This is a genomic window from Cupriavidus gilardii, from assembly GCF_008801915.1.
GTDB classification, from domain to species: Bacteria; Pseudomonadota; Gammaproteobacteria; order Burkholderiales; family Burkholderiaceae; genus Cupriavidus; species Cupriavidus gilardii.
Genome location: NZ_VZOV01000004.1, coordinates 211,617 through 232,733, shown reverse-complemented (window position 1 = coordinate 232,733; position 21,117 = coordinate 211,617). Strand labels below are relative to the sequence as shown.

19 protein-coding genes are annotated in these 21,117 nt (G+C 67.4%); 2 read left to right on the top strand and 17 right to left on the bottom strand.

Annotated features, from left to right (window positions below; all coding sequences use genetic code 11):
- Window positions 1-295: 295 nt before the first annotated feature.
- Together F7Q96_RS08245 and F7Q96_RS08240 are read left to right on the top strand one after the other, a co-directional pair.
- Window positions 296-1,444: an iron-containing alcohol dehydrogenase gene (locus F7Q96_RS08245; protein ID WP_053821878.1), complete on the top strand. Its 1,149-nt coding sequence runs from the start codon at window positions 296-298 to the stop codon at window positions 1,442-1,444.
- A 154-nt stretch (window positions 1,445-1,598) separates the two neighbouring features.
- On the top strand, window positions 1,599-2,135 hold the full coding sequence (locus F7Q96_RS08240) for an O-acetyl-ADP-ribose deacetylase (RefSeq protein ID WP_053821879.1): 537 nt from the start codon (window positions 1,599-1,601) through the stop codon (window positions 2,133-2,135).
- A gap of 43 nt (window positions 2,136-2,178) precedes the next feature.
- Here F7Q96_RS08240 and F7Q96_RS08235 read toward each other — a convergent pair whose 3' ends face one another.
- The 17 genes from F7Q96_RS08235 to F7Q96_RS08155 form a co-directional block, all read right to left on the bottom strand.
- Window positions 2,179-3,096 (bottom strand): alpha/beta fold hydrolase, encoded by a 918-nt coding sequence (locus F7Q96_RS08235; protein ID WP_053821880.1) that lies wholly within the window; start codon window positions 3,094-3,096, stop codon window positions 2,179-2,181.
- A 103-nt stretch (window positions 3,097-3,199) separates the two neighbouring features.
- Complete coding sequence (locus tag F7Q96_RS08230) at window positions 3,200-4,102, bottom strand: SDR family oxidoreductase (RefSeq protein ID WP_053821881.1); 903 nt, start codon at window positions 4,100-4,102, stop codon at window positions 3,200-3,202.
- Window positions 4,103-4,120: 18 nt separating this feature from the next.
- Window positions 4,121-4,975: a class II aldolase/adducin family protein gene (locus F7Q96_RS08225; RefSeq protein WP_053821882.1), complete on the bottom strand. Its 855-nt coding sequence runs from the start codon at window positions 4,973-4,975 to the stop codon at window positions 4,121-4,123.
- A 40-nt stretch (window positions 4,976-5,015) separates the two neighbouring features.
- On the bottom strand, window positions 5,016-6,026 hold the full coding sequence (locus F7Q96_RS08220; protein ID WP_053821883.1) for an NADP-dependent oxidoreductase: 1,011 nt from the start codon (window positions 6,024-6,026) through the stop codon (window positions 5,016-5,018).
- Window positions 6,027-6,101: 75 nt separating this feature from the next.
- Complete coding sequence (locus F7Q96_RS08215) at window positions 6,102-7,367, bottom strand: serine hydrolase domain-containing protein (RefSeq protein ID WP_226994876.1); 1,266 nt, start codon at window positions 7,365-7,367, stop codon at window positions 6,102-6,104.
- Window positions 7,368-7,530: 163 nt separating this feature from the next.
- On the bottom strand, window positions 7,531-7,977 hold the full coding sequence (locus tag F7Q96_RS08210; RefSeq protein ID WP_053821885.1) for a PaaI family thioesterase: 447 nt from the start codon (window positions 7,975-7,977) through the stop codon (window positions 7,531-7,533).
- Window positions 7,978-8,180: 203 nt separating this feature from the next.
- Window positions 8,181-8,963: an SDR family oxidoreductase gene (locus tag F7Q96_RS08205; RefSeq protein ID WP_053821886.1), complete on the bottom strand. Its 783-nt coding sequence runs from the start codon at window positions 8,961-8,963 to the stop codon at window positions 8,181-8,183.
- Between the two features lie 61 nt (window positions 8,964-9,024).
- Window positions 9,025-10,890: an acyl-CoA dehydrogenase gene (locus tag F7Q96_RS08200; protein ID WP_053821887.1), complete on the bottom strand. Its 1,866-nt coding sequence runs from the start codon at window positions 10,888-10,890 to the stop codon at window positions 9,025-9,027.
- Window positions 10,891-10,967: 77 nt separating this feature from the next.
- Window positions 10,968-11,393: a PaaI family thioesterase gene (locus tag F7Q96_RS08195; RefSeq protein WP_053823106.1), complete on the bottom strand. Its 426-nt coding sequence runs from the start codon at window positions 11,391-11,393 to the stop codon at window positions 10,968-10,970.
- 99 nt (window positions 11,394-11,492) lie between these two features.
- Complete coding sequence (locus F7Q96_RS08190; protein ID WP_053821888.1) at window positions 11,493-12,671, bottom strand: acetyl-CoA C-acyltransferase; 1,179 nt, start codon at window positions 12,669-12,671, stop codon at window positions 11,493-11,495.
- A gap of 81 nt (window positions 12,672-12,752) precedes the next feature.
- Window positions 12,753-13,388, bottom strand: coding sequence for a bifunctional nicotinamidase/pyrazinamidase (pncA, locus tag F7Q96_RS08185; protein ID WP_053823107.1), 636 nt, complete (start codon window positions 13,386-13,388; stop codon window positions 12,753-12,755).
- A gap of 38 nt (window positions 13,389-13,426) precedes the next feature.
- Window positions 13,427-15,508 (bottom strand): 3-hydroxyacyl-CoA dehydrogenase NAD-binding domain-containing protein, encoded by a 2,082-nt coding sequence (locus tag F7Q96_RS08180; protein WP_053821889.1) that lies wholly within the window; start codon window positions 15,506-15,508, stop codon window positions 13,427-13,429.
- A 342-nt stretch (window positions 15,509-15,850) separates the two neighbouring features.
- Entirely contained in the window at window positions 15,851-16,564 is a 714-nt protein-coding gene (locus F7Q96_RS08175) for an ABC transporter ATP-binding protein (RefSeq protein ID WP_053821890.1), read from the bottom strand.
- Complete coding sequence (locus F7Q96_RS08170; RefSeq protein WP_006576137.1) at window positions 16,564-17,376, bottom strand: ABC transporter ATP-binding protein; 813 nt, start codon at window positions 17,374-17,376, stop codon at window positions 16,564-16,566. Before F7Q96_RS08170 ends, F7Q96_RS08175 begins: the two co-directional genes overlap by 1 nt.
- Entirely contained in the window at window positions 17,373-18,686 is a 1,314-nt protein-coding gene (locus F7Q96_RS08165) for a branched-chain amino acid ABC transporter permease (protein ID WP_053821891.1), read from the bottom strand. The genes F7Q96_RS08170 and F7Q96_RS08165 overlap by 4 nt, the downstream gene beginning before the upstream one ends.
- 4 nt (window positions 18,687-18,690) lie before the next feature.
- Complete coding sequence (locus F7Q96_RS08160) at window positions 18,691-19,638, bottom strand: branched-chain amino acid ABC transporter permease (protein WP_151022477.1); 948 nt, start codon at window positions 19,636-19,638, stop codon at window positions 18,691-18,693.
- A 168-nt stretch (window positions 19,639-19,806) separates the two neighbouring features.
- Window positions 19,807-21,045, bottom strand: coding sequence for a branched-chain amino acid ABC transporter substrate-binding protein (locus F7Q96_RS08155; RefSeq protein ID WP_053821892.1), 1,239 nt, complete (start codon window positions 21,043-21,045; stop codon window positions 19,807-19,809).
- Between the last annotated feature and the right edge of the window lie 72 nt (window positions 21,046-21,117).

The window sequence follows — 21,117 nt, the reverse complement described above, 5'->3', positions numbered from 1 at the left end:
CGGCTGACATGAAGCGATGCGGTGCACGCGGTACGGCCATGGCCTGCGCGCTGGAATTCCGGTGAAGTTCGAATTGTGAACGAGCGTTCGATTTTAGTATGATGCCAGCGCTTTGTGGGCATATCGGCGTGGAAAATGTGGCAATGCGACACCGCGTTTGCCCCCTCCCCACCCGATTGAAAACGCTGCGACAATCGTCCGGGCCCGGCTCTGCACCGCCGCGCCGGCATGGCACGCATCCGTCAGCCGCCACCCGCGCGCCCTCGCCCACATAACAATCACGGAGACAAGCACGATGGCCTTTATCTATTACCTGACCCATATCCATCTCGATTTCGGCGCGGTCAAGCTGCTGAAGTCCGAATGCGAGCGCATCGGCATCCGCCGGCCGCTGCTGGTCACAGACAAGGGCGTGGTCGCCGCCGGCATCGCGCAGCGCGCCATCGACGCGCTCTCCGGGCTGCCGGTGGCCGTGTTCGACGACACCCCGTCGAACCCCACCGAGGCGATGGTGCGCCAGGCCGCCGCGCAATACCGCAGCGAGGGCTGCGACGGGCTTATCGCGGTGGGCGGCGGCTCCTCGATCGATCTGGCCAAGGGGATCGCGATCCTGGCCACGCACGAGGGCGAGCTGACCACCTACGCCACCATCGAGGGCGGCAGCGGCAGGATCACCGAGCGCGCCGCGCCGCTGATCGCGGTGCCGACCACCTCGGGCACCGGCAGCGAGGTCGCGCGCGGCGCGATCATCATCCTCGAGGACGGGCGCAAGCTCGGCTTCCATTCCTGGCACCTGCTGCCCAGGTCGGCCATCTGCGATCCCGAGCTGACGCTGGGCCTGCCGCCCGGGCTGACGGCCGCCACCGGCATGGACGCGATCGCCCATTGCATTGAAACCTTCCTGGCCCCGGCCTTCAACCCGCCCGCCGACGGCATCGCGCTGGACGGCCTGGAGCGCGCCTGGACCCATATCGAACGCGCCACGCGCGACGGCAGTGACCGCGAGGCCCGGCTGAACATGATGAGCGCGTCGATGCAGGGTGCGATGGCGTTCCAGAAGGGGCTGGGCTGCGTGCATTCGCTGTCGCACCCGCTCGGCGGCCTGAAGATCGACGGCCGCACCGGCCTGCATCACGGCACGCTGAACGCGGTGGTAATGCCCGCGGTGCTGCGCTTCAATGCCGATGCGCCGAGCATCGTGCGCGAGGACCGCTATGGCCGCCTGCGCCGCGCCATGCATCTGCCGGCCGACGCCGATGTCGCGCAGGCGGTGTACGACATGACCGCGCGGCTGGGCCTGCCGACCGGGCTGGCCGCGATGGGCGTCACCGAGGCGATGTTCGACAAGGTCGTGGCCGGCGCGCTGGCCGACCATTGCCACAAGACCAATCCGAAGGAGGCCAGCGCCGACGACTACCGGCGTATGCTGGCGGAATCGATGTAGGGCTCAACCGCTGCAAGCCGCGGTTGATGTAAGCCGCGGTTGATGTAAGCCGCAGTGGATGTAAGCCGCAGTGGATGTAAGACGCAGTCGGTGTAGGGCGCAATCGTGTAAGGCTCGATCCGATGCCACCCGCATCGGGCGCAAGGAGGCAGGCATGGCTGGCGAACACTTGCAGGTGGTGCACGGCGATATCACGCGGATGGAGGTCGATGCCATCGTCAACGCGGCCAACAGCGGGCTGCTGGGCGGCGGCGGCGTCGATGGCGCGATCCACGGCGCCGGCGGCCCGTCCATCATGGCGGCCTGCCGCGAGATCCGCGAGCGCCAGGGCGGCTGCCCGACCGGCGAGGCGGTGATCACGACCGGCGGCCTGCTGCCGGCGCCCTATGTGATCCACGCGGTCGGCCCGGTCTGGCGCGGCGGCAGCGACAACGAGGATGCGCTGCTGGCCAGCGCCTATCGCAGCAGCATCAAGCTCGCGGCCGAGCATCGGCTGCGCACGCTGGCGTTCCCCAATATCAGCACCGGGGTCTACGGCTTTCCGCGCGAACGTGCCGCCGATATCGCGATCGCCGCGGTGCGCGAGGCGCTGGCCGACGCCGACACCATCGAACAGGTGACCTTCGTCTGCTTCGACGACGAGAACTACCGGCTGTACCGGGAGCGGCTGGGGGCGTTTGGCGGGCTTTGATGTACCGGCGGGTCAAGGGACGCCCTTGCCCCCGTCCCTTTCGCTAGCTCAACGCGCTCCGGATCAGCAGATTGATCCGCTCCGGCTGCTCGTGCACGACCCAGTGCGTGCCTTCGGGAATCCGTTCGAGCCGCAGCTGTGGCACGAAGCGGTCGAGCCCGTCGACCAGCGACTTCGGCAGCGCGCGATCGTTCTCGCCCCAGATCACCAGCGTCGGCACGCGCACGACGAAGGCCTCCGGATCGAGGCGCGACAGATCGGGCGGCGGCTCGCCCGGCGCCGGGGGATGCAGCGGCGAGGCGCGATAGTAGTTGACGCTGCCGGTCAGCGGATGCGAACCGCCCTCGCCCGGCTGCGACCACGCGGCCAGATACTTGTCGCGCGTGTCGCCGCTGAACCAGTCGGGCGGCGCGTCGCCGCCCGACAGCAAGGCGGCCAGCTTCGCATGGTTGTCGGCCGCCAGCACCTCCTCGCAGCCCGGCTTGCGCAGCCAGTTCATATAGGCCGACGCCGCCTGCTGCTGCGGGTCCTCGGCCAGCGCGCGGGCGAACAGATACGGGTGCGGCGCGTTGATGATGACCAGCTGCTGCACCAGCGCCGGAAACTGGATCGCCAGGTTCCAGCACACCGCCCCGCCCCAGTCGTGCGCGACCACCACGCAGCGGTCATAACCGAGCGCCGCGACGAACTGGACCAGATCTTCGACCAGATGGCGCGGCTTGTAGGCCTCGACCGCGGCGGGCTTGCTCGACAGATTGAAACCGCGCAAATCGGGCGCAACCGCGAAATGGGTCCGGCCGAATTCGGCGAGCTGGGCTTCCCACGCGTACCAGAACTCGGGGAAGCCGTGGACGAACAGCATCAACGGCTTGCCGCGCTGGCCCGCGCTGGCATAGTGCAGCCGCGTGCCATTCGGCAGCGAGGCGTACTGCAGATGATGGATCACGGCCGAAGTGCTCATGGTCTCCTCTCTGTGGTTTGCCGTTGTCGTCCCGCCCGCCCCATGCGGGCGAGGCGCCGGCCGTGCCGATGCACGCTCCGTGCCTGCGCGCGAATCGCCTGCCTCAGCCCCGCAGCGCCGCCACCAGCTCGTCGCGCACCTGCGGCTTGCCGGCGAACGGATCGCCGGGATTGCGCTGGCCGACGATGTCCTCGAAACGCTGCTGCACCGGCGCCAGCGCGTGCGGATGCGAATAGATGTAGAAGCGCTGCTCGCGGATGGCGTCGAAGGTCATCCGGGCCACGTCCTCCGCGCTGACCTTGCCCGACGTGACGGCCTTGTCCGACAGTGCCTGCGCAACGCGCTGCGAGCGCGTCGGCGGCGCCTCGTTGCTCAGGTCCGCGGGGCGATTGCGGTGCGACTGATGGATGCCGGTCGGCACGAAATACGGGCACAGCAGCGAGCAATGCACCTGTTCGGTCACCAGTGCCAGGTCCTGGTACAGCGACTCGGACAACGACACCACGGCGTGCTTGGACACGTTGTAGATGCCCATCGCCGGCGGGTTCAGCAGCCCCGCCATCGATGCGGTATTGACGATATGGCCCTCGTACGAGGCGTCGCGCGCGGCCGCCTCGAGCATCAGCGGCGTGAAGATGCGCACGCCGTGGATCACCCCGTGCAGGTTGACGCCGAGCACCCAATCCCAATCCTTCTGCGAGTTCTCCCAGACCAGCCCGCCGGCGCCGACGCCGGCATTGTTGAACAGCAGGTTGACCTCGCCGAAGGCCTGGATCGCGGCATCGGCCAGCGCCTGCACCTGCTCGGCCTTCGATACGTCGACGCGCAGCCCGATCGCGCGCGCGCCCTGCGTGCGCAGCTCGGCCACGGTGGCATCGAGCGCGTCCTGCTGGACGTCGGCCAGCACCAGCCGCATGCCGAGCGCCGCCCCGAGCCGCGCGAATTCCTTGCCGAATCCCGACGCGCCGCCGGTGATCACGGCCACCCTTTCCTGGAACTGCTTCATGGCGGTCTCCTTCGCGCGTCAGTCGAGCAGGTCGGGCTGTTCCTTGACGATCCGCGCGTACAGCGGCTGGAACTGGAACCAGCCGGCCTGCGCGGTGCCGACGATCGAGTAGGCCTGGCGCGCGGCCGCGTCCGAGATCGTCTTCGGCGCGCCGCCCGTGCGCGCCGCGGCCGCCTCGGCCAGCAGCTGCACCTGGCACGAACGCTCCATCGTGATGAACCACCAGGCCGCCTCGTCGACCGTGCGGCCCACGGTCAGCAGGCCGTGGTTCTGCAGGATCACGGCCTTGTTGGACCCCAGCGCATTGGCGATGCGCTGGCCCTCGTCCAGCTCGACCACCACGCCGCCGAAGTCGTCGTAGACCGCATGGTCCTGGTAGAAGGCGCAGACGTCCTGCGTCAGCGGATCGAGCGGCCGGCCCAGCGTCGACCAGGCGCGCCCATAGGTGCTGTGCGAATGCGCGGCGGCGACCGCGTCCTCGCGGGTCTGGTGCACGCGCGAGTGGATCGCGAAGGCGGCGGCGTTGACCGGGTGATCGCCCTCGACCACGTTGCCGTGATGGTCGCAGCGGATCAGGTTCGACACCTTGACCTGGCTGAAGTGGACGCCGAACGGATTGACCCAGAAGGTATCGGGAAACTCGGGGTCGCGCGCGGTGATATGGCCGGCCACGCCTTCGTCGAAGCCGAACTTCGAGAACAGCCGGAAGGCCGCCGCGAGCCGCTGCTTGCGATGCAGGCGCTCCTCGGCATGGGTCTCGAAGCGTGGCGGTCGCGGCAGCACGCGGTACTTGGCCTTGATTTCCTCGGGCAGATCGGCACCGATCTCGTCGGTGCGGCCGGCACGCTGCGGTGCCTGGATGGGAGCGTTCATCGCGGTCTCCTGCGGCTAATGAGCGGATAACGAGGGCCGATCAGATCAGCTTGACCAGCTGCTTGCCGAAGTTCTTGCCCTTGAGCAGGCCCATGAAGGCCTCGGGCGCGCTCTCCAGCCCCTGCGCGACGCTCTCGCGGAACTTGAGCTTGCCCTGCGCCACCGCGCCACCGAGCTCGGACAGCGCCTGCGGCCACACGTCCATGTGCTCGGAGACGATGAAACCCTCGATCTTCAGCCGCGACACCAGGATCAGCTGCGGATTTTTCATCGGCAGCGGCTCGCCGTCATAGCCGGCGATCATGCCGCACACCGCGATGCGGCCGAACGGGTTCATCCGCGACAGCACGGCATCGAGGATCTCGCCGCCGACGTTCTCGAAGTAGCCGTCGACGCCCTGCGGCGTGGCTTCCTTGAGCATCGTGTACAGCGCCTTGGGATCGGACGCCGCCTTGTAGTCGACGCAGGCATCGAAGCCCAGCTCGTTGACCACGTAGTCGCACTTCTCCTTGCCGCCGGCGATGCCGACCGCGCGGCAGCCGGCCATCTTGGCGAGCTGCCCGACCACGCTGCCCACCGCGCCCGAGGCCGCGCTAACCACCACGGTCTCGCCGGCCTTCGGCGCGATGATGCGGTTCAGGCCGTACCAGGCGGTGACGCCGGGCATGCCGACCGCGCCCAGATAGGCAGACAGCGGGATCCGGCTGGTGTCGACCTTCTGCATGCCGCTGCCGTCGCTGACCCCCATCTCCTGCCAGCCGAACATGCCCAGCACCTTGTCGCCGACCGCGTACTTCGGATTGCGCGAGGCCACCACCTCGCCGACGGTACCGCCGATCATCACCTCGTTCAGCGGCTGTGGTGTCGCATAGGACTTGCCTTCGTTCATGCGGCCGCGCATGTACGGATCGAGCGACAGATAGTGGTTGCGGACCAGCACCTGGCCGTCGGCCAGCTCGGGTACCGGCACCTGCTCGAGCCGGAAATTGTCCGGCGAGACGGCGCCGCTGGGACGGGAGGCGAGGACGATGCGCTTGTAGGTGTCGGACATGGGCTTTCCTTTGTCAGGGAGTCGTGGGACGTTGGACTTCGATGTTGGCGTCGGATCTGGTGTCGATCCTGCCGCTCAGCGCTGCATCAGCGCGAGCGCCAGCGCACGATAGGCGCGCAGCGTGATCGGGTCATTCGCGGCATTGCCGGCGATCGGGTGCGAGGCATAGCGCACGATGGTCATCTCGGCCTTCGGATCGACATGGATGCGCTGGCCGAAGATGCCGCGCGCCTCGAACACGCCGTGATCGTCGTGCGAGACCCACCACATATCGCGATAGCTCCAGCCAGGCAGATGAGCATAGACCGATTTGGCGAACTTCGCGCGGTCGCCGCCGCCGCGGATCTCGGCCACCACCGCGCTCGGGATCACCTGGCGCCCGTTGAAGCGGCCGTCGTTGCGCATGGCCTCGCCGAAGCGGGCCAGGTCGCGCAGCGTGGTGCTGATCGCCCCGCCGCCGCCCGGCGTGCCGATGCTGTCGACGGTGAAGTAGGCGTCCTCCTCGGCGCCGAGCGGCTGCCACAGCTTGTCGGACATCAGCTTCGGCAGCGCCACGCGCGACGCGCGCTGGACGATCCACGCCAGCACCTCGGCATTGACGGTCTTGTAGGCGAAGGCGCGGTCGTGCTCGCCCTCCTTGCGCAGCGTGGTCAGGAACTCGTAGAAGGTGCGCGGGCCCGCATAGTCGGGCGCGCGCGGGATCATGCCGCCGGCGCGCGCATAGTCGTTGACCTCCGCCTTCGGATCGGCGTAGTCCTCGGAGAATTTGACGCCGATCGTCATGTCCATCACCTGGCGCACGGTGGCGTCGCCATAGGCGGTGTCGGCCAGCTCGGGCACGTAGCGCGTGACCGGCGCGCTCGGATCCAGCTTGCCCTCGACCGCCAGCATCGCCGCCAGCGTGCCGACGAAGCTCTTGGTGATCGAGAACGCCGCGTGCGGCAGCTGCGGCTGCAGCGCGCCGAAGTATTTCTCGTAGACGACCTTGCCCTTGTGCATCACCAGGATGCCGTCGGTATAGGTCAGCGCCAGCATGTCGGCGAAGGTGCGGCGCGTGCCGTCGGCATCGACGAACGGAACGCCGCCGATATCGCGCTCGGCGCGCGGCAGTGCCGAAACGGGGCCCGGGCCGCGCCAGACCGAGACGGTCGGCACCAGCTCGCGCACATGCGAGAAGGTCCAGCGGTGCCGTGGGAAACCGTTGCTCTTGCCGCTGAAGCTGATGACCTTGTCCGGCGCCGGCGGAAAGCCCTGCATCCATCCCAGCGTGATGGGATCGGTCGCGGCCGCGTCGGCATAGGTGCGCGCGGGTGGCGTCTGTGCTTGCGTGGGCGTCGTCATGGCGGTCAGCAGCACTGCCGCGACGGACAGCACGGAGCAAGCGATACGGCGACCGCGATGGCGAAGGCGCGTACGCCCGCGTCGATTGGCCTGCATGGTGTCTCCATTTGTTTTTTCTCTTTGGATCAGGTTGGTACCGCCATACTCTCGACCCCGGGCAGCGTCAGCCTTCGGCGCCGGTATCCGCCGCGGTGTCGGCACGCTGCGGCGGCGAGCGGCGCACGTACTTGAACGTGCCGGAACTGCGCGCCACCAGCTTGCCGTCCGCGTCGACGATCTCCGCCTCGCAGAACGCCATCGAGGTGGTGCGATGCACGCAGTCGCCGCGCGCGATCAGCGTGCCGCGGCCCGGCGCCATGAAGCTGGTCTTCATCTCGATGGTCACCACGCCGCGGCCGTCCTCGGTATCGGCCGAGCGGCAGGCCACCGCCATCGCGACATCGAGCAGCGTCATCAGCACGCCGCCGTGCGCCATTTCCCAGCCGTTGTGATGGCGTTGCTCGACTTCCAGCTCGAGTTCGCTGACGCCGCCGCCCATGTGCGTGCAGCGCAGGCCGAGGTTATCGACGAAGGGGATCGGGATCGGGAAGCCTTTGCGGGGCTCGGTCATGGTGTGATGGTCCTCAGGGGGTGGCGATGGCCAAGGGGTCGGTGGGGATACGCTGCTTGCCCTGTCCCTCGGTGGTGGTCTTCCCTCTCCCGCAAGCGGGAAAGGGAAGCCATCCGGTGGCGCACTCGGGCAAGGCCACTGTGTTCCTCCTCTCCCCTCATGGGCAGAGGGCTGACAGAGGGGTGGGTCCGGCGCGCCGCGGTTCAAACGGCGCTGACGCCCCCATCCACCGCCAGGATCTGTCCGGTGATGTGCTTGCCGGCCTCGGTCGCGAACAGCAGCGCGGCGCCCTTCAGGTCCTCGTCGTCGCCCAGCCGATGCAGCGGCACGCCCTCGCACATCTTGTCGACGCCCAGCCGCGCCAGCGAGCCCTGCGTCATCTTCGACGGGAAGAAGCCCGGCGCCAGCGCATTGACGGTGATGTTGTGCTCGCCCCATTCGGCCGCCAGCGTGCGCGTGAAATTGACCACCGCGCCCTTGGACGTGTTGTAGGCGATCGTCTCCATCGTGCCCGGCGGGTTGCCGGCCAGCCCGGCAATCGACGCGACGTTGATGATGCGGCCATAGCGGCGCGGAATCATCGATTGCTTGCCGATGCGCTGCGTCAGCAGGAACAGGCCGCGGACGTTCAGGTTCATCACCTTGTCCCAGGCCTCGACCGGATGGTCTTCGGCGGGCGCGCCCCAGGTTGCGCCGGCATTGTTGACCAGGATGTCGACGTGGCCCAGGCGCGCCAGCGTCTCGTCGGCCAGCCGCGCGATCTCGTCGTCGCGCGAACCGTCGGCGGCGATCCAGTCGGCCTCGATGCCGCGCGCCTTCAGATGTTCCTGCGCGGCCTTCAATTCGTCGGCCTTGCGCGCCGACAGCACCAGCCGCGCGCCCTGCTCGCCCAGCGCCTCCGCGATCTGCAGGCCCAGCCCGCGCGAGCCGCCGGTGATCAGCGCGGTGCGCCCTTTCAGGTCGAACAGTTGTGCGATCGTTTTCATGGTGTCCCCTCCTTGTCTCGGTGTCCGATGTCTTGTCCCGGCGTTTCGCGATGCGCCGGTCCTAGAACCAGGCGTCCTGCATGTCGAGCGTGGTGCGGTCCAGCGACGCCAGCAGATCCAGCTGCGGGCCGACCTTCGGCAGTTCCCAGCGGAAGAAGTAATCCGCCGCCGCCAGCTTGCCGCGATAGAAGCCAGCGTCCGCATGGTCCGACGGCAGCGCCGCCAGCGCGGTGTGCGCCAGCATCGCCTGCTCCAGCCAGATCCAGGCGACCACCACGTGGCCGAACGCTTCCAGATAGACCGAGGCATTGGCCAGCGTCACCGCCGGATCGCCGGCCGCCCACAGTTGGGACGTGACGTCGGCCAGCCGCGCGACGCGCGCGGCCAGTGCCTTGCCATGCGTGGCCAGGCCATCGTCGCCGCTGGCCATGGCGCGCTCGATGGTGGCCTGCACCACCTGTCCCAGCGCCTTGAACGCGGCGCCGTCCTTCATCACGACCTTGCGCCCGAGCAGGTCCAGACCCTGGATGCCGTGCGTGCCTTCGTGGATCGGGTTCAGCCGGTTGTCGCGATAGAACTGCTCGACGTTGTACTCGCGCGTATAGCCGTAGCCGCCGTGCACCTGGATCGCCAGGCTGTTGGCCTCCAGGCACCATTGCGAGGGCCAGCTCTTGGCGATCGGGGTCAGGATGTCGAGCAGCAACGCGAGGCGCTGATGTTCCGCCGTATCGCCGGCCGTGGCGGCGGCGCGCTCCTCGTCGACCAGCCGCGCGCAGTACAGGTTCAGCGCGAGCCCGCCCTCGACGTAGCTCTTCTGCGCCAGCAGCATGCGGCGCACGTCGGCATGCTCGACCAGCCTGACCTGCGGGCTGGACGGGTCCTTGCCGCCGGGGCCGACCGGCCGGCCCTGCGGCCGGTTGCGCGCGTAGTCCAGCGCGTGCAGATAGCCGGTATAGCCGAGCATCACCGCGCCGAGGCCGACGCCGATGCGGGCCTCGTTCATCATGTGGAACATGCACGCCAGGCCCTGGTGCGGCTGCCCGACCAGATAGCCGATCGCGCCCGCCTTGCCGCCGGGACGGTAGCGCGTGCCCTCGCCGAAGTTCAGCAGGCAGTTGGTGGTGCCGCGATAGCCCATCTTGTGGTTCAGGCCGGCCAGCACGACATCGTTGCGCTCGCCCAGCGAGCCGTCGGCATTGACCAGGAACTTGGGCACGATGAACAGCGAGATGCCCTTGACGCCGGGAATCAGCTTGCCGTCCGGGCCCGGGATCTTGGCCAGCACCAGATGCACGATGTTGTCCGACAGCTCGTGCTCGCCGGCCGAGATCCACATCTTGTTGCCGCGCAGCCGGTATTGCGCGCCCAGCGGCGATTCGCCCTCGTACTCGGCGCGCGTGGTGATGTCCGACAGCGACGAGCCGGCCTGCGGCTCGGACAGGCACATGGTGCCGAAGAAGCGCCCTTCCAGTTCGGGCTTGACGAAGGTCTCGATCTGCGCCGGCGTGCCGTGCGTCAGCAGCAGATTGGCGTTGCCGATGGTCAGGAACGGATAGGAGCTGGTGCCGACGTTGGCGCCCTTGAAATACGCGAAGCCGGCCTTCTCGACCACCACCGGCAGCTGCATGCCGCCCAGTTCGTAGTCCTGCCCGGCCGCCATCAGGCCGGCCTCGCAGAACGCCTTCAGCGCGGTCTTGACCTCGGGAATGATGGTGACGGTGTCGCCGTCGAAATGCGGTTCCTGCTGATCGTTCTTCTTGTTGTGCGGCGCGAACAGATCGGTGGCGATCTTCTCGCAGGTATCGAGCGCGGCGTCGAAGGTCTCGCGCGAGTGGTCGGCATAGCGCGGAATGCGCGTCAGCGATTCGACATCGAGCCACTCGTAGAGCAGAAAATCGAGGTCGCGGCGGGAAAGGATCAACGACATGGCGATTGCCGCTCCTTGGGATGGGAATGGATAGCGGGATGGGGGCGTAGGTTGCCCTCTCCCAACAAGAGTACCGCTCAGCCCGCCTCGCCCATCCGCGCGATGGTGCCCTGCGCGACCGCGCACAGCTTTTCCTCGCCGTCCCGGACGGCGAAGACATCGCAACGGACCACGGCCTGCTGCCGCCCGCGGCTGACGCACTCGGCGCGCGCGATCAGGCGCTCGCCCAATGCCGGGCGAACGTAATTGATCTTGTATTCCGAGGTCACCACCGGCGCGGCCATCGCCGCGCCGCCGGCATAGGTCAGCGCGTTGTCGGCCAGATAGCTGACCACGCCGCCGTGAGCGAAGCCATGCTGCTGCTGCAACGGCTGGCGCAGCGGCAGTTGCAGCTCGGCGCGCTGCGGCGTCAGCGCGGTCAGCTCCGCGCCGAGCAGCACCGAAAACGGCTGCTCGGCGAGGATCGCGCGGCCGTGGGCCAGCAGGTCGCCCGGCTGGCCCAGATCACGCGGCTGGCCGCGCTCCGCGCGTTCCTCGGCGGAGCCGGCGGACGGTGCGGCGGACGATGTGGTGGACGAAGCGGAAGACACCGCGGCCTGCGCTTACAGCACCTCGAACAGGCCGGCCGCGCCCTGGCCGCCGCCGATGCACATGGTGACGACCACGTACTTGACGCCGCGGCGCTTGCCTTCGATCAGCGCATGGCCGACCAGGCGGGCGCCCGACACGCCGTACGGGTGGCCCACCGCGATCGCGCCGCCGTTGACGTTCAGGCGGTCCATCGGGATGCCGAGCGTGTCGGCGCAGTACAGCACCTGCACCGCAAACGCCTCGTTCAGCTCCCACAGGCCAATGTCCTCGACCTTCAGGCCGGCCTTCTTCAGCAGCTTGGGCACGGCGAACACCGGGCCGATGCCCATTTCATCGGGCTCGCAGCCGGCCACCGCGAAGCCGCGGAAGGCGCCCAGCGGCTTCAGGCCGCGCTGCTCCGCCAGCTTGGCGCTCATCACCACCGCGGCCGAGGCGCCGTCCGAGAACTGCGACGCATTGCCAGCCGCGATCACGCCGCCCGGCATCGCCGTGCGGATCTTCGACACGCCTTCGTAGGTGGTATCCGGCCGGATGCCCTCGTCGGCCGAGACCGTGACCTCGCGCGTCACCAGCTGCCCGGTGGCCTTGTCAGCCACGCCGGCCAGCACCGTCAGCGGCACGATCTCGTCGTTGAACTTGCCGGCCTCCTGGGCCGCCGCCGCGCGCATCTGGCTCTGCACGCCGTATTCGTCCTGGCGCTCGCGCGGGATGTTGTAGCGCTTGGCGACGTTTTCCGCGGTCTGCAGCATGCTCCAGTAGATCTCGGGCTTGTTCTTGACCAGCCAGCCTTCCTGGATCATGTGGCGGTTCATCTCTTGCTGCACGCAGGAGATGCTCTCGACGCCGCCGGCGACGAAGATGTCGCCCTCGTCCGCGATCACGCGCTGCGCAGCCATCGCGATGGTCTGCAGGCCCGACGAGCAGAAGCGGTTCACCGTGGCGCCCGGCACCGTCACCGGGCAGCCGGCGCGCAGCGCGATCTGGCGTGCGATGTTGGCACCGGTCGCGCCTTCGGGATTGGCACAGCCCATCAGCACGTCCTCGACCTCGCCCGGCTCGATGTTGGCGCGCGCGATCGCGTGCTGGACCACATGGCCGCCGAGGGTGGCGCCGTGCGTCATGTTGAAGCCGCCCTTCCAGCTCTTGGCCAGACCGGTCCGTGCGGTCGATACGATCACTGCCTCGTTCATTTGTTGCTCCTCAGTATTCTCGGTGTCTGGTGTATCGATGTCTCGATGTCTCGGTGCCCATGCGCTGTCGCACGGGCCATCTCAGCTCAGCAGCTCGGCGGCACGCACCCTGCCGACGCCCGCCTCGGCGAGGCTCGCCCAGGCGGCGTCCAGCGATCCGTTCAGGTCGATCGCGCGGCAGGCGTCCTCGACCACCACCGCATCGAAGCCCGCCGCGCGCGCGTCCAGCGCGCTCCAGGCCACGCAGTAGTCGGTCGCCAGGCCGACGCAAATCACGCGGCGCACGCCATGCTCGCGCAGATAGCCGGCCAGCCCGGTCGGGGTCGTGCGGTCCGCCTCGACAAAGGCGGAATAGCTGTCGACCTCGCGCTGATGGCCCTTGCGGATCACCAGCCGCGCGTGCGGCACCGCCAGTTGCGGATGCAGCTCGGCCCCCGGTTGCCCTTGCACGCAGTGCGCGGGCCAGAGCACCTGCTCGCCATACAGCAGCGTGGTGGTCTGGAACGGCGCCGCGCCGGCATGGTTGACCGCGAACGACACGTGGTCGGCCGGGTGCCAGTCCTGCGTCAGCACCACATGCGTGAACGCCTCGGCCAGCCGGTTGATCACCGGCACGACCTGGTCGCCGTCAGGCACGGCGAGCGCGCCGCCGGGCATGAAGTCGTTCTGCACATCGATCACCAGCAGGCAATCGCTGTTGCCGAAGCGTCGTTGCATGGTCGCGTCCATTGCGTCGGTGTCGTGCCGTTCGCCGCTCAGCCGTTGAAGCCCTTGCCCTCGGCCGCCAGCTTCTTGAGCAGCGGCGCCGGCTCCCACGCTTCGCCGTGGTAGCCCTTGGCATAGCGCTGCATCGACAGCAGCACGTTGTACAGGCCGACCTGGTCCGCATACAGCATCGGGCCGCCGCGATGCAGCGGGAAGCCGTAGCCGGTCAGGTACACCATGTCGATGTCCGAGGCCTTCGAGGCAATGCCTTCCTCGAGAATCTTCGCGCCTTCATTGACCAGCGCGTACACCAGACGCTCGACGATCTCCTCGTCCGAGATCTTGCGGCGCGTGATGCCGAGATCCTTGGAATGCTGGACGATCATCTCGTTGACCTGCTGGTTCGGATACGGCTTGCGGTCGCCCGGCTTGTAGTCGTACCAGCCCGCGCCGGTCTTCTGGCCGAAGCGTCCCATCTCGCACAGCAGGTCGGCGGTCTTCGAATACTGGATGTCCGGCTTCTCGACCGCGCGGCGCTTGCGGATCGCCCAGCCGATGTCGTTGCCGGCCAGGTCGCCCATGCGGAACGGGCCCATCGCGAAGCCGAACTTCTCGATGGCCTTGTCGACCTGCTCGGGCAGCGCGCCCTCGTCCAGCAGATAGCCGGCCTGGCGGCTGTACTGCTCGATCATCCGGTTGCCGATGAAGCCGTCGCAGACGCCCGACACCACCGCGGTCTTCTTGATCTTCTTGGCGACCTGCATGACCGTGGCCAGCACGTCCTTGCCGGTCTTGTCGCCGCGCACCACTTCCAGCAGCTTCATCACGTTGGCTGGGCTGAAGAAGTGCATGCCGACCACGTCCTGCGGACGCTTGGTGAACGAGGCGATCTTGTTGACGTCGAGCGTCGAGGTGTTCGAGGCCAGGATCGCGCCGGGCTTGGCGACTTCGTCCAGCTTCTTGAAGACGGTCTCCTTGACGCCCATTTCCTCGAACACCGCCTCGATGATCAGGTCGGCGTCCTTGATGTCGTCATAGGACAGCGTGGTCGACAGCAGGCCCATGCGCTGCTCGACCTTCTCCTGCGTCAGCTTGCCCTTCTTGGCGCTGTTCTCGTAGTTGCGGCGGATCGTCGCCACGCCGCGCTCCAGCGCTTCCTGCTTGGTCTCCAGAACGGTGACGGGGATGCCCGCGTTAAGGAAGTTCATCGAGATGCCGCCGCCCATGGTGCCGGCGCCGATCACGGCAACCTTCTCGATCTTGCGGGTGGGCGTGTCCGACGGCACGTCGGGGATCTTGCTGGCGGCGCGTTCGCCGAAGAAGGCATGGCGCAGTGCGCGCGATTCCGGCGTATTGACCAGGAACATGAAGCCTTCACGCTCCAGGCGCAGGCCCTCGTCGAAGGGCTTGAGCGAAGCGGCGACCGCCTCGACGCACTTGCCCGGCGCCGGGAAATTCTTCGCGACGGCGGCGACGGTGTTCTTCGCGAAGGCGAGGAAGCCCTCTGCGTTTTCATGGCGCACCTTCAGGTCGCGCACCTTCGGGTGCGGGCCCGACGCTGCGCCGACATTGCGGGCGAAGGCGATCGCAGCAGGCAGCACGTCGCCGTCGACGATTTCGTCGAACAGCTTGGTGCCGGCAAACTTCTCCGACGGCACCGGATTGCCGGTGACGATCATGTTCAGCGCGGCCTCCAGGCCGATCACGCGCGGCAGGCGCTGCGTGCCGCCGGCGCCCGGCAGGATGCCCAGCTTGACTTCGGGCAGCGCGATCTGCGCGCCCTTCGAAGCGACGCGGTAGTTGCAACCCAGCGCCAGTTCCAGGCCCCCGCCCATCGCCACCGAATGGACCGCGGCGACGACCGGCTTGGTCGAATTCTCGATCACCTTGATCACCGAATGCAGCGTCGGCTCCTGCGTCGCCTTCGGCGTATTGAACTCGCGGATATCGGCGCCGCCCGAGAACGCCTTGCCGGCGCCGGTGATGACGACCGCCTTGACCGCGGCATCGTCCAGCGCACGGGTCATGCCTTCGACGATGCCAAGCCGGGTGCTGTGACCCAGGCCGTTGACAGGGGGATTGTCGAGCGTGATGACGGCGATGCCGTCCTGAACCTGATACTGCGCTGTCATGCTGGTTCCTTTGGTGTCTTGGTTGTCTCGGGATTCGAATTCTCGAATATTGTTTTGCTTCGGCTGCGCCATCGGTATCGCGGTGCGCCCTGGGAATAGTAGGCGCGAGCCGGCCGTCCGGGGAGGCGAGCGAAACAAGCATACACAAAATAGAACGGTCGTTCAATTTCTATTTTGGAGGAGAAATTCGCCGCCGCAGGCACAAAAAAAGCGCGCCATGCGGGGGCTGCATGGCACGCCTTCATGGCATGCATGGTCGAAACGGAAGCGGTCGATAACACCCTGCCTAACAGCCTCTTTGGCAGTCTCTTCAGCGGCCTCTTCAACAGCCTGTTCCGGCCCTCAAACCTCCAACCACTCCTTGCGCACCTGCGCATTGGCCTTGAGCTCGGCCGGCGTGCCTTCGAAAACGATGTGCCCGTGGCCCATCACGTAGACACGCTGCGAGATGTCCAGCGCGATCGCGAGCTTCTGCTCGATCAGCAGCACCGACACGCCGCGCTCCTTCAGCACCTTCAGGTAGTCGGCAACCTGGGCGACGATCATCGGCGCGAGCCCCTCGGTCGGCTCGTCGATCAGCACCAGGTCGGGGTCGCCCATCAGCGTGCGGCACAGCGTCAGCATCTGCTGCTCGCCGCCGGACAGCACGCCGGCCGGCGTGTTCTCGCGCTCCTTCAGGCGCGGAAACAGCGCGAACATGTCGTCGGTGCTCCAGCGCGGCCGGCTCTGGCGCGGGTTCGGCTTCTCGCCCAGCAGCAGGTTCTGGCGGACCGTCAGCGTCGGAAAGATGTCGCGATTCTCGGGCACGTAGCCGACGCCGAGGTGTGCGATCTCGAAGGTGCGCCGCCCCAGGATCTCGTCGCCGCGAAAGCGTACCGAGCCCTCGGCCTTGACCATGCCGAGGATCGCCTTCGCCATGGTCGAGCGCCCCACGCCGTTGCGCCCCAGCAGCGCGACGATCTCGCCCTCGTCGATATGCAGATCGACGCCATGCAGGATATGGCTCTTGCCGTAGTAGGCGTGCAGCCCCTGCACCTCCAGCATGCGCTTGCCCATCAGTGCGCCCCCTCGCTTGCGCTTGCGCCTACCGCGCCCTCGCCTTCGCCCTCGTCGAGCGTCGTGCCCAGATAGGCTTCCTTGACGCGGCGATCGTTGCGGATGGCCTCGGGCGTACCGGTGGCGATCACCTCGCCGTAGACCAGCACCGAGATGCGGTCGGCCAGCCCGAACACCACGCTCATGTCGTGCTCGACCATCACCAGCGTCTTGCCCACGGTGACCTTGCGGATCAGCTCGACCGCATGGTCTGACTCCGAGCGGCTCATGCCGGCGGTCGGCTCGTCCAGCAGGATCACGTCGGCGCCGCCGGCGATCGTGATGCCGATCTCCAGCGCGCGCTGCTCGGCATAGGTCAGCAGGCCCGACTGCGTATGGCGCCGGTGCTGCAGGCCGATCAGCTCCAGCACTTCCTCGGCCCGTTCGCGCGCATCGCGCAATTCGGACAGCCGGTGCCAGAACGAATACTTGTAGCCAAGCGCCCACAGCACCGCGCAGCGCAGGTTCTCGAACACCGTCAGCCGATGGAAGATATTGGTGATCTGGAAGCTGCGCGACAGCCCCTTCCGATTGATCACGAACGGCTGCAGCCCGCCGATCTCCTCGCCATTGAGCCGCACCGATCCCGAGGTCGGTGCGAACCGGCCGGAGATCAGGTTGAAGGTGGTCGACTTGCCCGCGCCGTTGGGACCGATCAGCGCATGGCGCTCGCCGCGCGCAATGTTCAGCGTCACGCCGCGGATGATCTCGGTCTGGCCGAAGCGCTTGCGCACATCGGTCAGCTCCAGCGCCGCCGTGGTATCCCGCCTCATGCCGCTCCTCCCGCGATTTCCGCCTGCACCTTGTCCCACCGCAGCCGCGCCTGCCCCACCGTGAAGCGCCATGCGGCCAGCCCCACCAGCCACAGCGCCGCCGCCACGCCCCAGGGCGCCAGCGTGCCGGCATCGAACGCGATGCCGAACAGCGTCATCGCGGTGCCGTTGGCGCTGTCGACCTGCACCTTGTAGACCAGCTCGACCGTCAGGATGATCGCCGCCAGCAGCACCACCCCGGCCAGCGCGCACAGCCCGTAGGACGGCAGCATCTGACGGAACTTGCCGCGCGCCACCAGCGGCAGCTGCATCATCAGCAGGCTGGCCAGCCCGCCCGGCACGAACATCACCATCAGCACGAAGAACAGGCCCAGGTACAGCAGCCATGCCTTGGTCAGGTCCGACAGCGCGACCGCGAACAGCACGAACACCACCGCGCCGATGATCGGCCCGAAGAAGAAGCCGGCGCCGCCGATGAAGGCGGCCAGCAGCACGCCGCCGGAGCGCACCGCGCTGACGTTCTCCGCCGACACGATCTCGAAGTTGATCGCCGCCAGCGCGCCCGAGATGCCGGCGAAGAACGCCGACAGGATCAGCACCAGATAGCGCACGCGCTGGGTGTTGTAGCCGATGAACTCGGCCCGCTCGGGGTTGTCGCGCACCGCGTTGGCGATGCGGCCGAGCGGCGTCTGCGTCCACGCATACATCGCCGCCATCGACAGCAGGCACCAGATCGCGATCAGGTAGTAGACCTGCCGGCCCGGCCCGAAGGTGATGCCCAGGAACGGCTCGCCCACCACGCGGTTGGTCGAGATGCCGCCCTCGCCGCCGAAGAATTCCGGGAACATCAGCGAGCTGGCAAACACCATTTCGCCGATCCCCAGCGTGATCATCGCGAAGGTGGTGCCGGACTTCTTGGTCGTCACGTAGCCGAAGATGACGCCGAAGAAGGCACCGGCGAGTCCCCCGACCAGCGGCAGCAGCGACACCGGCATCCACACGGTGCCGGCGCCGGCCATGTTCAGCACATGGACCGCGATGAAGGCGCCCAGGCCCGAGTAGACCGCGTGGCCGAACGACAGCATGCCGGTCTGGCCGAGCAGCATGTTGTAGGACAGCGCGAACACGATCATGATGCCCATCTGCGACATCAGCGTGATCGCAAACCCGCCGGTGAAGATCAGCGGCAGCACCAGCATCAGCAGCGCCGTGGTGCCCCACAGCACCCAGCGGCCCAGGTTCAGCGGCCGGTAGCGCATCGTGCGGCCGTTCAGCGCGGTGTCTTGCGTGCGTTGCATCGTCGATTCCATCGCGTCAGCTCTCCCGGGTTCCCATCAGGCCGCGCGGGCGGAAGATCAGCATCACGACCAGCAGCAGATACGGCAGCACCGGGGCGACCTGCGCCACCGTCAGCCGCCACAGCGAATAGAACGGCGTTTCGCTGGTCACGTTCAGCCCCAGCGAATTGAACATGCCGGCGAGCGACGCGTCGATGGTGACCGCGAAGGTCTGCAGCAGCCCGATCAGGATCGACGCGATGAACGCCCCGACCAGCGAGCCCATGCCGCCGACCACCGCCACCACGAACACGATCGAGCCGACCGCGGCGGCCATCGACGGCTCGGTGACGAAGGCATTGCCGCCGATCACGCCGGCCAGCCCCGCCAGCGCGGCACCGCCGCCGAACACCAGCATGAAGACGCGCGGCACGTTGTGGCCCAGGGCCTCGACCATCTCCGGATGCGTCAGCGCGGCCTGGATCACCAGCCCGATGCGGGTGCGCGTCAGCACCAGGTAGATCGCCACCAGCATCGCCAGCGACACCAGCATCATGAAGGCGCGGTACTTGGGGAAGGCCGAGGTGAACACGGTAAACAGCGGCCCGTCGAGCTCGGCCGGAATCCGGTACGGCACCGCCGCCAGACCCCAGACCAGCTTGACGCCCTCCTCGATCAGGTAGGCGAGGCCGAAGGTGAACAGCAGCTCGGCGACGTGGCCGTACTTGTGCACGGCTCGCAGGCCGAAGCGCTCGACCAGCGCACCGGCGAACGCCACCAGCAGCGGCGCGGCGATCAGCGCCGGCCAGAAGCCGATCTTGGTCGAGATCGAATACGCGAAATAGGCGCCGAGCATGTAGAAGCTCGCATGCGCGAAGTTCAGCACGCCCATCATGCTGAAGATCAGCGTCAGGCCCGACGACAGCATGAACAGCAGCAGCCCATAGCTGATGCCGTTCAACAGCGAGATGATGAAGAATTCCACAGCCAGTCCTTCCATCTGGCGCCGGGCCGGCGGCAAGTGCCGCCGTCCGGCGAAGGCGAAGCGAGGGCGGGCGCGGCGGCCGTGTCTGTGCCCCCAGGGGCCGGCAGCATACCACCGGCGCTGGCGGTCAGAGGCCGCGCGGGCGCGCCGCGTGTGGCGCGTCCGGGATCAGCCTGGACGCTTCATCTGGCAGGAGGTGGGTTGGGCGGCGATATGCGCGTCCAGCACCGCGTTGGTCTTCCAGCCGTAGCCGGTGTTTTCCTGGTCGTACTTGACTTCCTTGCCGTCGACCTTGGTCCAGGTGGCGATGGTCAGCGGCTGCTGGGCCTGGTGGTCGGTCGCGCGCATCTCGACGGTACCGTTCATGCTCTCGACCTTCATGCCCTCGAGCGCCTTGGCCACCTTGACCGGATCGGTCGACTTGGCAGTCTGGAACGCCTTGCTCAGCATCGCGATACCGGTGTACGAGGCCATCACGTAGAAGTCGTCGTTGTACTTCTTCTCGTAGCCCTCGATCACATCCGAGCCGCGGAAGCCCTTGTTGTTCGGGTTGTAGTAGCCGACATAGCGCACGCGCTCGGCTCCGGCCGCCCCCATCGCGGTCGGCACCCCGGTGGTGGCCGCGTAATAGGTGTAGAAATTGGCGGTCAGCCCGGCGTCCTTGGCCGCCTTGATCAGCAGCGCGAGGTCGCTGCCCCAGTTGCCGGTGATCACGGTATCGGCGCCGGCCGCCTTGATCTTGGCCACGTAGGGCGAGAAGTCCTTGACCTGCGCCAGCGGGTGCAGGTCCTCGCCGACCACCTGGATGTCCGGGCGCTTGCGCTTCAGGTATTCCTTGGCGGCACGCGCGACCTGGTGGCCGAACGAGTAGTTCTGGTTGATCAGATAGACCTTCTTGACGTTCTGGTCCTGCGCCAGATAGGTGGTCAGCGCCTCCATCTTCATGTCGGAGTTCGCGTCCAGACGGAAATGCCAGTAGTTGCATTTCGAGTTGGTCATGTCCGGATCGACCGCGGCATAGTTCAGATAGATGATCTCCTTGCCGGGGTTGCGCTCGTTGTGCTTGGCCACCGCGTCCTGCAGCGCCAGGCCGACCGACGAGCCGTTGCCCTGCACCACGTAGCGAATGCCCTGATCGACGGCCTGCTTCAGGATCGTCAGGCTTTCCTGCGGCGACAGCTTGTTGTCGAATCCCACGACCTCGAACTTGTGCCCGCCGGCCCAGTTCTTCTGATTGGCCAGCTCGGCGACGTACTGCCAGCTCTTGAGCTGGTTCTGGCCGACCGGCGCCATCAGGCCCGACAGCGGATCGATGAACGCGATCTTCACCGTATCGGCCGCGGCGGCTCCCGAACCGAGCGCAGCCATCAATGCCACGCCGGCGACGAGCGGACGCAATCTGATCATGGTTTGTCTCCTTCTCTCTTTCTCTCGTTGGCTATCGTGATGAGCGGACTACCGGGGCTGCCGCTTGTATCG

Bases quoted from the DNA above. Each gene is read 5' to 3' on its own strand.
- F7Q96_RS08170 (WP_006576137.1), bottom strand. From the start codon at position 17,376: ATGAGGCGGGATACCACGGCGGCGCTGGAGCTGACCGATGTGCGCAAG.
- F7Q96_RS08210 (WP_053821885.1), bottom strand. From the start codon at position 7,977: ATGACCGAGCCCCGCAAAGGCTTCCCGATCCCGATCCCCTTCGTCGAT.
- F7Q96_RS08180 (WP_053821889.1), bottom strand. From the start codon at position 15,508: ATGACAGCGCAGTATCAGGTTCAGGACGGCATCGCCGTCATCACGCTC.
- pncA (WP_053823107.1), bottom strand. From the start codon at position 13,388: ATGCAACGACGCTTCGGCAACAGCGATTGCCTGCTGGTGATCGATGTG.
- F7Q96_RS08175 (WP_053821890.1), bottom strand. From the start codon at position 16,564: ATGGGCAAGCGCATGCTGGAGGTGCAGGGGCTGCACGCCTACTACGGC.
- F7Q96_RS08235 (WP_053821880.1), bottom strand. From the start codon at position 3,096: ATGAGCACTTCGGCCGTGATCCATCATCTGCAGTACGCCTCGCTGCCG.
- F7Q96_RS08200 (WP_053821887.1), bottom strand. From the start codon at position 10,890: ATGTCGTTGATCCTTTCCCGCCGCGACCTCGATTTTCTGCTCTACGAG.
- F7Q96_RS08190 (WP_053821888.1), bottom strand. From the start codon at position 12,671: ATGAACGAGGCAGTGATCGTATCGACCGCACGGACCGGTCTGGCCAAG.
- F7Q96_RS08220 (WP_053821883.1), bottom strand. From the start codon at position 6,026: ATGTCCGACACCTACAAGCGCATCGTCCTCGCCTCCCGTCCCAGCGGC.
- F7Q96_RS08240 (WP_053821879.1), top strand. From the start codon at position 1,599: ATGGCTGGCGAACACTTGCAGGTGGTGCACGGCGATATCACGCGGATG.
- F7Q96_RS08230 (WP_053821881.1), bottom strand. From the start codon at position 4,102: ATGAAGCAGTTCCAGGAAAGGGTGGCCGTGATCACCGGCGGCGCGTCG.
- F7Q96_RS08225 (WP_053821882.1), bottom strand. From the start codon at position 4,975: ATGAACGCTCCCATCCAGGCACCGCAGCGTGCCGGCCGCACCGACGAG.
- F7Q96_RS08215 (WP_226994876.1), bottom strand. From the start codon at position 7,367: ATGACGACGCCCACGCAAGCACAGACGCCACCCGCGCGCACCTATGCC.
- F7Q96_RS08155 (WP_053821892.1), bottom strand. From the start codon at position 21,045: ATGATCAGATTGCGTCCGCTCGTCGCCGGCGTGGCATTGATGGCTGCG.
- F7Q96_RS08205 (WP_053821886.1), bottom strand. From the start codon at position 8,963: ATGAAAACGATCGCACAACTGTTCGACCTGAAAGGGCGCACCGCGCTG.
- F7Q96_RS08245 (WP_053821878.1), top strand. From the start codon at position 296: ATGGCCTTTATCTATTACCTGACCCATATCCATCTCGATTTCGGCGCG.
- F7Q96_RS08165 (WP_053821891.1), bottom strand. From the start codon at position 18,686: ATGGAATCGACGATGCAACGCACGCAAGACACCGCGCTGAACGGCCGC.